Source organism: Streptomyces canus (assembly GCF_001514145.1).
GTDB lineage: Bacteria > Actinomycetota > Actinomycetes > Streptomycetales > Streptomycetaceae > Streptomyces > Streptomyces canus.
In genome coordinates this window covers 138,169-148,758 of the sequence record NZ_KQ948668.1, presented here as the reverse complement: position 1 = coordinate 148,758, position 10,590 = coordinate 138,169, and the positions used below count along the sequence as shown (strand labels likewise).

7 protein-coding genes and 1 pseudogene are annotated in these 10,590 nt (G+C 71.5%); 4 read left to right on the top strand and 4 right to left on the bottom strand.

Annotated features, from left to right (window positions below; translation table 11 throughout):
* Positions 1 to 35 precede the first annotated feature (35 nt).
* Positions 36 to 827, top strand: a complete 792-nt coding sequence (locus AQJ46_RS34785; protein ID WP_059209340.1) for an SDR family NAD(P)-dependent oxidoreductase — start codon at positions 36 to 38, stop codon at positions 825 to 827.
* Between the two features lie 24 nt (positions 828 to 851).
* On the opposite strand, the pseudogene AQJ46_RS34780 reads toward AQJ46_RS34785, so the two are convergent.
* Positions 852 to 3,521 (bottom strand): annotated as a pseudogene (locus AQJ46_RS34780) (ATP-binding protein).
* Positions 3,522 to 3,773: 252 nt separating this feature from the next.
* On the opposite strand from AQJ46_RS34780, the gene AQJ46_RS34775 reads away from it, so the two are divergent.
* Complete coding sequence (locus AQJ46_RS34775; protein WP_059209339.1) at positions 3,774 to 4,781, top strand: DUF2510 domain-containing protein; 1,008 nt, start codon at positions 3,774 to 3,776, stop codon at positions 4,779 to 4,781.
* Between the two features lie 148 nt (positions 4,782 to 4,929).
* Here AQJ46_RS34775 and AQJ46_RS34770 read toward each other — a convergent pair whose 3' ends face one another.
* Positions 4,930 to 5,544 carry a TetR/AcrR family transcriptional regulator gene (locus AQJ46_RS34770; RefSeq protein WP_059209338.1) on the bottom strand — a complete coding sequence of 205 codons (615 nt, stop codon included), beginning with the start codon at positions 5,542 to 5,544 and terminating at the stop codon, positions 4,930 to 4,932.
* 232 nt (positions 5,545 to 5,776) lie between these two features.
* On the opposite strand from AQJ46_RS34770, the gene AQJ46_RS34765 reads away from it, so the two are divergent.
* Positions 5,777 to 6,619, top strand: a complete 843-nt coding sequence (locus AQJ46_RS34765; RefSeq protein WP_059209337.1) for a phosphatase PAP2 family protein — start codon at positions 5,777 to 5,779, stop codon at positions 6,617 to 6,619.
* Positions 6,616 to 7,563, top strand: a complete 948-nt coding sequence (locus tag AQJ46_RS34760; RefSeq protein WP_059209336.1) for a DMT family protein — start codon at positions 6,616 to 6,618, stop codon at positions 7,561 to 7,563. The genes AQJ46_RS34765 and AQJ46_RS34760 overlap by 4 nt, the downstream gene beginning before the upstream one ends.
* 6 nt (positions 7,564 to 7,569) lie before the next feature.
* On the opposite strand, the gene AQJ46_RS34755 is transcribed toward AQJ46_RS34760, so the two are convergent.
* Entirely contained in the window at positions 7,570 to 8,433 is an 864-nt protein-coding gene (locus tag AQJ46_RS34755) for a phospholipid scramblase-related protein (RefSeq protein ID WP_057610136.1), read from the bottom strand.
* 63 nt (positions 8,434 to 8,496) lie between these two features.
* A complete protein-coding gene (locus tag AQJ46_RS34750) occupies positions 8,497 to 10,551 on the bottom strand; it encodes a phosphocholine-specific phospholipase C (protein WP_059209335.1) in 2,055 nt (684 codons plus the stop codon).
* Positions 10,552 to 10,590: the final 39 nt, after the last annotated feature.

Here is a 10,590-nt window from a genome sequence, read left to right as displayed (position 1 = left end):
AGCGGATGCTCCCCTCGTGTGCCTACGGTGGGAGCATGTCCACGATTCTGATCACCGGTGCCACCTCCGGTCTCGGCCGCTACGTCGCCTTCGAACTGGTCCGCTCCGGCCACACCGTCCTCGCCCACGGCCGTGACCCGGGCCGCACCGGGAGCCTGGTGGCGGAGCTGCGGTCCGAGGGGCAGGCCGAGGGCTTCGTGGCCGACCTGGCGTCCCTGGCCCAGGTGCGTGATCTGGGCGCGAGGGTCGCCGAGGCCCACCCCGGGCTGGATGTCCTGATCAACAATGCGGGCGCGGGCGCGGGTTCGCCCGGCTCGGGCCGGGAGGTGAGCGCCGACGGTCACGAACTGCGCCTGGCGGTCAACTACTTGGCGCCCGTCGCCCTGACGCGTGCCCTGCTGCCGACGCTCACGGCGAACACCCCGTCCCGGATTGTCAACGTCGGTTCGGTGGGGCAGGAGCCGGTCGCCCTCGACGACCCGGAGTTCACCCGCGGCTATGCCGGCTTCGCCGCGTACTGTCGCGCCAAGTTCGCCCTGGCGGCCCACACCTTCAGCCTGGCCGAGGAGTTGGCGGACACGGGCGTCGCGGTGAACGTCCTCCACCCGGCGACGTTCATGGACACGGCGATGGTCCGAGAGGGCGGGGTGGCCCCGTGGTCCACGGTGGCCGACGGCGCTCCCGGAGTCCTGGCCCTGGCCACCCAGGACGTGGGCACGGGCCGCTTTTTCGACGGGACGAGTCCGGCGCGGGCGCACGAGGATACGTACGACAGGGACGTACAGAAGCGCCTGGCTGCGCTGACGGACCAACTGCTCGCGCTGTAGTGCCCGGACGAACGACTCACATGGTCACCGCAACCCACGCCCCGTCTCCAGCACCTCCCGGGCCTGCGCCACCAACCCGTCCGCCCCGCACGAACGCGCCAGCGCCAAGCCCCGATTGAGTTCGGCCACGGACCGCGCCGCGATGCCGTACTCCACCCGGGCCGCCGCGTGCTCGTACTGGCAGGGAGAGGCCTCCAGATAGGCCACCGCCTGCGCGGCGAGCCGCACCGCTCGCTGCCCGGTCTCCAGCGCGGCGGCACACCGCAACGCCTCGCCGATGGCCGTGTCCGTACCGAGCCGCTCGGCATGCCGCCGGACATCCGTGGCCAGCTGAGCGGCCCGCACCGGGTCCTCACCGGCGAGCGCCCGGGCGAGATCGACAGCCCATGGCACCAGCACCGGGTTGTGATGCCCCCGCACGGCCGCCGCCTTCTCCGCGGCGTCCAGTTCGTTGATGCCGTCCTTGGTCCGGCCGACGGCCAGCAGCAGCCGTCCCCGCACCGACCGGGGATCGGGCAGCACGATCGTGGACGGATACGGCGGCGTGAACCCGTACTGCTCGGCGATCGCCCATGCCTCCTCGACATGCCCGCGCGCGAGCAGCGTGTCGACGAGGTTGCAGGTCGCCGACCAGTACAGCGGCAGCCCTCGTCCCACCCGCTCGGCGAGCCGGAGCGACTCGCGCAGGGAGGTCTCCGCCTCCCGGAGCCGTCCTCGCCGGCGGTGGGCGAGGCCGACGTAGGCATGGGCGAGCGCGAGGTGGCCGCCGCTCCAGCCGGCCGACTCGTAGGTGCGCAGGGCGTCGGTGTACAGGGCCTCGGCGCGATCGAGCCGGTCCGTGAAGACGTACGCGCTGGCGAGCATCAGCGGCAGTTCGAGGCCCCACTCGGTGTCGGTCCAGCCGAGTCCGGGTGCGAGGCGGCCGTTGACGAGGGCGCGGTCACACGCTTCGGCGATCTCCTCGGCGCTCTCGCCGCGGGCCATCGCGTCGAATCCCCGCAGGATGAGCAGGGCCCGCTCGGAGTTGTCACGGCCCGCACAGGTGGCGGCCAGGGCGGCGAGGCGCTCGGAGCGCGCCGGGGAGGTGGCCTCGCCCGGGTAGAGCCCCTCCCAGGTGTACTACACGGCTTGCAGGCGGAGTCTGGCAGGGCCTTCCTCGTGCCGGGCGGCCTCCGCCTCGACCGTGCGGACCGCCTCCTCCAGCTGGTTGTTGTGCATGAGGGCCTGGGAGAGACGGACGACGGCGTCCACCCGGGCGGAGCCTTCCAGGCCGGGCATGGCGAGCGCGGTCTGGAGGTGGCCGATGGTCTTGGCGGGGGCGGTCAGGAGGGTGGCGCAGCCGAGTTCGAAGAGCACACGCGCGTGGACCTCGGGTGGCGGGGGCTCCACCAGGGCGCGCTCCAGACAGCGGCGGGCCGCGTCGGGGGCGCCGACGAGGAGGTGCTCGCGGGCGGCCTCACGCAGTTGCTCGACGAGTTCCTCGTCGTCGTCCGGGTGGACCTGGAGCAGGTGCCGGGAGGCGGCCGCGGCGCCCAGCCCGGAGTCGGTGACGAGCTGTGCGGCGATGCCGTGCATGGCGGTGCGCAGGGCGTCGGGGATGGAGTCGTAGACGGCGGTGGCGATCAGCGGGTGGACGAACTCCAGCTCGCCGTCCTCCGTCCCGGAGTCGGTGAGGATACGGGCGTCGCGCAGCAGTTCGGCGCAGAGCGCCGCCTTCTCCGGCTTCAGGGTGGCGAGCCGGGCCGCCAGGCCGACGGAGATGTCGGACCCGAGGATCGCGGCCGCCCAGGCGAACCGGGTGGCGTCGATGCCGAGTTCCTCGAGGCGGGAGACGAGGCCGCCGCCGCGGGCCGAGCGGTTCAGCTCCCGCAGTTCGTTCGCCGAGCCCTCGCCGGGCTCCATCCCGCTGTCCCGGACCTTGGCGAGGAGTTCGACGGTCTCGTACGGGTTGCCGCCGGTGACGGCCCACACCTCGCGGCAGAACGGGGCGTCGGCGTGCTCACCCAGGGTGGCGCGGGTGAGTCCCGCGGCGGCGTCCGGGGTGAGGGCGCTGAGGTTGGTGACGGGGCCGCCCGCGGCGGAGGCCACCGTCTCCAGGAGGCGGGCGCTCTCGGCGGTGGCCTCGCCGGGGCGGCGCGCCACCACGACCAGGACGGACAGGTCGTCCAGGCGCTCGACGAAGGCGGCGAGCCAGCGCAGGGTCTCCTGGTCGGCCCAGTGGGCGTCGTCGACCATCAGCACCAGCGGCCAGTCCCGGCGGGCCAGCCGGCGCACCGCGGCGACCAGTCCGTCGCACACGCCCTGCGGGTCGGCCTGCCGCTCCCCCGGGTCCGCGATGCCGAGAGCGGGGCCGGCGATGTCGTACCAGTCGCCGAGGTACTCGCGGGCCTCCTCGGGCATCAGCGACACCAGGGCGGGCTGGAGCAGTTGTCGTACGACGTTGAAGGGGACGGACCTGAGGGTCTCGCCGCCGCGGGCCGACCAGACCGTGCAGCCGCGTGCCTCGGCGATACGGCGGGTCTCGGCCAGCAGGGCGGTCTTGCCGTAGCCCGCCTCGCCGCGGATCACCAGCACGCTGCCCGAGGATGTGCGGCCCGCGCACAGGGAGTCCACCACCCGTTCGACGGCGGCGAGTTCCTCGTCGCGCTCCCACAGCGAGGCCGGGGCGGCCGCAACCGGCCGTACCTCCGTCATCCCGCTACCTCCCCAAGTCGCCCGAACGACGTACAGATCTCGAGCGTAGCCGTCCGGGTGCGGAAGCGGAGGGCGGTCGGAGCAGCTCTTGCCTTCACGGGTGACCTCGGGTACGGGCAGGCGACGCGGCCTGCCCGTGACCTGCCGTCAACAAAGCTGACCATCAGTCAGTCATCCCTGTCGGGCGAGATGCGCGGGATCGGCCGGCGCCCCTCTCATCCCTCTTTCACCGAGGGCTCATACGGTGGGGGCATGACGCAGGAGACTCCCCCCGGGTGGTACCCCGATCCCGGGCAGACAAGTGACGGTCCCGCCACCGAGCGCTGGTGGGACGGCAAGGCGTGGACGGAGCGGACCCGGCCCGCCGGATCGGCCGCCGCATGGGGTCCTCCGGAACAGGTCGCGAGCCCGGGGGCCCCCGGAGCCTACCCGGCCTATCCGACGTATCCCTCGCAGCCGCCCGCCGGGTCGCGGCGCGGCCGTATCGGCATAGCCGTCGCGGTGGCCGTCGTGGTCCTGGCGAGCATCGGCGTGGGTGTGTACGCGCTGGCCGACAACGGCAACGGCGGCGGCACGGCCGACTCGCAGGGGCCGGGGGGCCAGGGCGGGCCCGGCGGCACCGGGGGTCAGGGCGGACCGTTCGGCGGCAACGGAGGGTCCGGCGGCTCCGGTGGCAGCGGGGGTTCCGGGGGCGCGTCGCCCTCGCCGCAGGAGTCCGAGGCGCCGAAGATCGAGAGCGGTTCGGTGACCGACTCGATCGACGGGATCAGCCTGCCCATCCCGCAGGACTGGTACGGCCAGGAGATCTCGGTCGGCGCGTCCGTCACCTCGAACGACTCCTACGCCTGCCCCGGCGACACCGCCGAGAAGTGCACGAAGGGCGGTGCCTACTCGGCGCCCGCCCTGGCGCTGGGCACCAAGGGCAGCACGGCCGAGCAGGTCGCCAAGGCCGACATCGAGGCGAACGCCGAGCAGTCCTACGGCGGCAAGACCTACGGCTCGATCACCTCGCACGACGTCCTCGCCTCCGAGGCGGTGACCGTGGCGGGGCAGAAGGGCTACAAGGTCCGCTGGAAGGCGGTCACCAGCAAGGGCTCCGACGGCTATGTCGAGTCGCTGGCCTTCCCGTCCCCGGCGAACCCGCAGCAGATCGTCGTGGTGCGGTTCGGTGTAGACGTCGAAGAGGGCCAGACCGTGATCGACGACATCACCAAGGGGATCGAGGTGTCGAAGGGCGGCGGCAGCGGCCAGGACGTCTGACGGCCGGTCCCGGACACCGGTCGGCCGGGTGGGGCGCCTCTCCGCTCGAGAGGAACCCCACGCGGCCGGGGGTGCGCGCCGCCCCCGTCCCCACGGTGCGGCGCGAGCAGGTCACCGTCCCGTCATCCCGTGGACGGCGGCCTGGGTCTCAGGTCAGTCCGAGTGCCGGCAGTATGACCGCCTCCACGAAGCGGACCAGGTAGTCCGGGTCGGCGTACTCCCCGTCGATGACGGGCCGGGCGCGGATGACGCCGAACATCTGGGCCGGGATGTACTCCAGCGCCGGGTGTCCGGCGGCGATCTCACCCCGGTCGACCCCACGCTGGAGGATGTGCCTCAGTGCGGCGATCTCCGGGTCGATGAGCGCCTCACGCAGGGCCTGCGCGAGCTCCGCGTCCTGTGTGACGGCGTGGCCGAGCGCCTGGAGGAGCTTGGTGTCGTGCATCGACCACCGGCCCGCGGCCCGGGCGGCCTCGCGCAGATCGTCGGCGAGCGATCCGGTGTCGATCCCGTCGAACTTCGACCTGCGGCGGGAGCGCAGGGCGGCCACCACGAACTGGGGCTTGGTCTTCCACTGCCGGTAGAGGGTGGACTTGCTGCAGCGGGTGCTGCTGGCGACGCCCTCCATGGTCACGGCGTCATATCCGCATTCACGGATCTGTTCGAGCACAGCGTCGAAGAACTCCTGCTCACGCTCGGGCGTGATCTTGGAGCGGCGCGAGGCGGCGACCGTCTCCGGTCCGTCCGCGGCCTGCGACGTCATCAGCTCATCCCCTCATTCGCCTCGGCGGCCGGCCTGCTTCGAGGCCGCCGCGTTTCATTCCCGGATTCCAGTGTGTCGTATGTCTATCGATACGCCAGTGTACCGGTACCCGGTCGTATCGGTACACTGGCGTATCGGTACGAGGTCGTATCGATGAGTTTCGGAATCAGGACGAGTCACCAACTTGTTCAGATTTCAGTAGCCGCACCACCATCAGCGAAGGGGCCGGGGGATGAATGCCCTCACCGAGCCTGCAGAAGCGAAGCCGAGCGCCACAGCGCGGCCGCCGCTCGTCCGTGAGCTCCTGCTCGTCGTAGGACTCTTCCTCGTCTACAAGTTCGGCCGGCAACTGGTCACGGGCCACACCACCGAGGCCTACCACAACGCCGGCCGCGTGTGGCACTGGGAACGCGTCCTGGATCTGCCCGGAGAGGGCTCGGTGCAGTCGCTGCTGCTGCACGGCGACACCCTCGCGCACCTCGCGAACACCTACTACGCGACCGTCCACTTCCCGGCCACGGTCGCCTTCCTGGTCTGGCTGTACCTCAGGCGCCCCGCCCACTACATCTGGGCCCGCCGCGTCCTCGCCCTGCTCACCGGCGCCGCCCTGGTGCTGCACCTCGTCTTCCCGCTGGCCCCGCCGCGGATGCTCGCGGCGGCCGGCCTGGTCGACACCGCGAAGGTCTACGGCCCCTCCGTGTACGGCCCGCCGCAGACGGACACCCTCTCCAACCAGTTCGCGGCGATGCCCTCGCTGCACTTCGGCTGGGCCCTGATGGTGGCGATCGGCCTGATCGTGGCCACCCGCTCGCGCTGGCGCTGGCTGTGGCTGCTGCACCCGCTGGTGACCCTGGTGGTGATCGTCGGGACGGCGAACCACTACTGGATGGACGCGGTCGTGGCGACGGCCCTGCTCGGCATCGCCCTCGCGGTCATTCGCCCCCGGACTTCGTCCGGCGGGAGCCCCATCTCGCTTCGCTCGCCGCACCGGACGGCCACCACTGCGGGCCGGGCGCAGGAGAAGCTCGGCCCGGCCGACCCCAACGAGAACGTCCTGGTCGGAGCTGGCCGATGAACGCCACCCTGCTCGCCCTCGCCCTCTCCCTGCTCTCCTCTGTCGCTTACGCGGCCGCCGCCGTCGCCCAGGAGCGCCTCGCCTCCCGCAACCCCGGCTCGGGTGTGCTGCGGATGCTGAGCTCGGGCGCCTGGTGGGGGTCGGTCGCGCTCAACGCGGCGGCCGCCCTGCTGCACGTCGTCGCCCTCAAGTACGGCCCCCTGACCGTGGTCCAGCCGCTCGGCGCCCTCACTCTGGTCGCCGCGGTGCCGCTGGGCGCGCGGATCGCGGGGCGCCGGGTCAGCGCGACGGAGTGGCGCGGCACGGCGTACACGCTGGCCGGCCTCGCCGCGATCCTCGTGGTGGCGTCGGGGTCCGCGCCCGGAAAGGTGCTGAGCACGTCCGAGGCGGTGGCGGTGGCGGCGGTGACGGCGGCCCTGATCGGTCTGCTGGCCCGTCCCGGCGCCCGGCCCGGAATACGGCACGCGTCGGCGTCGGGGGTCGCCTCGGGGGTGGCCTCCGCGCTCACCCAGACCGTGACGGTGGCCGCGACGGACCGTTCCGAGTCACTGCTCAGCGTCCAGGTGATCGGCGTGGCCCTGCTCGTGGCGGCCTTCGCCGCGGGGGGACTCCTGCTCTCCCAGACCGCCTACCGTGACGGCCTGGGCGCCCCGCTGGCGGTGGTGACCCTGGCCAACCCGGTGGCCGCCGCGGTGATCGGCCTCTCCCTGCTGGGCGAGAGCCTGCGGGGCGGCGCGGCCGGTGTGCTGCTCGCACTGGCGGGAGCGGGCCTGGCGGCATGGGGTGTGGTGCTGCTGACCCGGATGTCCCCGGTGCCGGTGGACGACGACCACCCGGTGGCGGCGGTACTGGCACTGGAGCCGTCGACGGCGTCCGTGGAACCGGCGCTGCGGGAGAAGCGTGTGCCCCGGCAGCCGGAGCCGGGGCACCTCACACCGCTGTAGGGACGCTCAGCCGAACCCGCGGGCGTCCTGCTTCAGCGCCGTGTCGACCGTCAGCGCGGTGGCGACGACCAGGCTCAGCAGCGGCTCGGGCAGCTGGTAGTGGATCTGCAGCACGTAGTTGTCCGCGGTCGTGAACATCGTCTTGGCGAGCCCCTCCCACGTCTTCGTGATCCGGGCCACCTCGTTCTCGGTGTGGTCGACGATCGCGAAGTTCCAGGCCCGCCAGTTCTCCGCCTTGATCGCGCCGACCTTCTGCCCGTTCACCATCATCGCGAAGTTGATCTTCCCGATCATGTTCTGCTGGACGATCTCACCGACCGGCGAACCGTCCGGACGCTCCACGATCACCCGCGACTTGAAGATCTTCCCCGGCCGGGTCAGCAGCATGACCGGCTGCCCGTGGGCGTCGCGGATCTCCAGCCTGATCTTCATGAACTGGTCGATGCTCCAGAGGAACCGCACGATCTTCCGGAAGGCGCTCTGCCCGACCTGGGTGACGGAGCCGACCTGATTGCCGTTCTGATCCATGACCTTGTACTCGTTGGTCAGCTCGATCAGTTTGGCCTTCTGGTTGACCACGAGCACCGGCTCGGAGAACAGCGTGCCGCCGCCGGGCCCGCCCGCGGTGACCCCGGCCTGCTGCTGCACCTGACGCTGCACGCGCGGGTCGGGACCGGCCGACTGCTGAGGTATCTGCGGTGCCTGCTGGACCGGCGGGGCCTGCACGGCCTGAGCCTGGGCCTGCCCCGCCCCCTGCTGGTCCTGGTGCGTGTGCTGCGTCCACTGCGCCCCGTCCCAGTAACGGAGCGTCTGGGACGCTCCGTGCGGATCGGGGTACCAGCCTGCAGGTGTGTTCGAATGCGTGGTCACCGGGGCACACTACCCCGGGACCACGGCGATCCGGCCAGGTGAACGACCGCTCCCGCGGCGGCTTTACCTGGTGATTACGGCCGGATCGCTCACTCCGGTGCGCCCGTTCTCGACATGTCCGGCGAATCGCCTCAGGAACGCCGGATCGGCGTCGGAGGTGACCGTGAGGTCGTACCAGCGCCGGCTCCTGGCGAGGCGGAAGGTGTGCCGGGCGGTGGCACCGGCCCGCACGGTGAAGGTCCTCGCGGGGTCCCCGTAGCCGCTCACGACCTTCAGACGGACCGTGCCGGAGCCCTTGTTGGTGAACGTCAGCTCGACGTCGTCACCTTCGTGGCGGGCGGTGACCTCGGGACCGGCGGTCCCGTTCGGCCCCTTGAAGACGCGCAGGAAACCGGCCGGGCCGTGCACCGTCAGGTCGTACGACCCCTTCGAGTACGCCGAGTTCCAGGTGTCCGAGACGGTCTTGCCGGCCTCGGTGGTGTAGCTCCAGGGCCCGTCGGTGCGGTTGCCGGAGGTCACCAGGAAGGCGGCGCCCGCCTTGGCCCCGGAGGCGAAGGCCAGCGTGAACCTGCCGCGCGCCGCGTCCACCGAACCGTCCACGTGCGGGGCGTACTTCAGCGGGCGGGCGGGGCGCAGTCCGCGCTCCTGCTTCGGCAGGGCGCCGACGACGGGCGGCACCGGCACGTAGTCGGGGTGGCGCTCGCGGTCCGGCGGCTCGTAGCCGTCGGTGTCCGGGAGGGCGACCGGCTTGGTGTCCTTGCGGGAGAAGTCGAAGGCGGAGGTCAGGTCGCCGCAGACCGCGCGCCGCCAGGGCGAGATGTTGGGCTCGTGGACGCCGAAGCGGGTCTCCAGGAAGCGGATGACCGAGGTGTGGTCGAGTGTCTCGGAGCAGACGTAACCGCCCTTGCTCCAGGGCGAGACGACGAGCATGGGCACACGCTGGCCGAGGCCGTAGGGGCCGGCCGGGTGGCTGCTGTCGCCCTTGAACAGGTCGGGAGCGGGGTCGACCGTGGACTTGCCCTGGGCGGCCGAGCCGGGCGGGAAGGCGGGGACCACGTGGTCGAAGAAGCCGTCGTTCTCGTCGTACGTGATGAACAGGGCGGTCTTCGCCCACACCGCGGGATCCGAGGTGAGCGCGTCCAGGACCTGGGCGATGTACCAGGCGCCGTAGTTCGCGGGCCAGTTGGGGTGCTCGGTGAAGGCCTCGGGAGCGACGATCCAGGAGACCTGGGGCAGCTTTCCGCCCTTCACGTCGGCCTTCAGCTGGTCGAAGTAGCCCTCGCCCTTGGTGTAGTCCGTGCCGGTGCGGGCCTTGTCGTACAGCGGGTCGCCGGGCTTGGCGTTCCGGTACTGGTTGAAGTAGAGCAGCGAGTTGTCGCCGTAGTTGCCTCGGTAGGCATCCGGGATCCAGCCCCAGGAGCCGTTCGCGTCGAGGCCGTCGCCGACGTCCTGGTAGATCTTCCAGGAGACGCCGGCCTTCTCCAGACGCTCGGGGTAGGTCGTCCAGCCGTAGCCGATCTCGTCGTTGCCGAGGACCGGGCCGCCGCCCTGGCCGTCGTTGCCCGTGTAACCCGTCCACAGGTAGTAGCGGTTCGGGTCGGTCGAGCCGATGAACGAGCAGTGGTAGGCGTCGCAGATGGTGAACGAGTCGGCCAGGGCGTAGTGGAACGGGATGTCCTCGCGGGTCAGGTACGCCATGGTCGTGGAGCCCTTGTTCGGGACCCATTTGTCGTACTTGCCCCCGTTGAAGGCGGCATGTCCGTCGTTCCAGCCGTGCGGGAGGTCCTGGATGAACTGCAGGCCCAGATCGTCGGCGTCGGGGCGGAACGGCAGGACGTCCTTGCCCGTCGCGTCCGCCTGGTGCCAGACGGATTTGCCGTTCTGCAGGGTCACCGGGCGCGGGTCGCCGAAACCGCGCACACCTCTGAGCGAGCCGAAGTAGTGATCGAAGGACCGGTTCTCCTGCATCAGGACGACGACGTGTTCGACGTCCCGGATCGTCCCCGTGCGGTGATGGGCCGGAAGCGCGGCGGCGCGCTGGATGCTGTTCGACAGGGCGGTGAAGGCCGTGGTGGCACCCGCGAGTTGGAGGAATCTGCGCCGGTTGACATCGGACATGGGTGTGGGACCTCTCAATCCTGCGCACCGATGACCGGA

Excerpts from the sequence above, each read along its gene's own strand:
- AQJ46_RS34785 (WP_059209340.1), top strand. The coding sequence starts at position 36 with ATGTCCACGATTCTGATCACCGGTGCCACCTCCGGTCTCGGCCGCTAC.
- AQJ46_RS34775 (WP_059209339.1), top strand. The coding sequence starts at position 3,774 with ATGACGCAGGAGACTCCCCCCGGGTGGTACCCCGATCCCGGGCAGACA.
- AQJ46_RS34770 (WP_059209338.1), bottom strand. The coding sequence starts at position 5,544 with ATGACGTCGCAGGCCGCGGACGGACCGGAGACGGTCGCCGCCTCGCGC.
- AQJ46_RS34765 (WP_059209337.1), top strand. The coding sequence starts at position 5,777 with ATGAATGCCCTCACCGAGCCTGCAGAAGCGAAGCCGAGCGCCACAGCG.
- AQJ46_RS34760 (WP_059209336.1), top strand. The coding sequence starts at position 6,616 with ATGAACGCCACCCTGCTCGCCCTCGCCCTCTCCCTGCTCTCCTCTGTC.
- AQJ46_RS34750 (WP_059209335.1), bottom strand. The coding sequence starts at position 10,551 with ATGTCCGATGTCAACCGGCGCAGATTCCTCCAACTCGCGGGTGCCACC.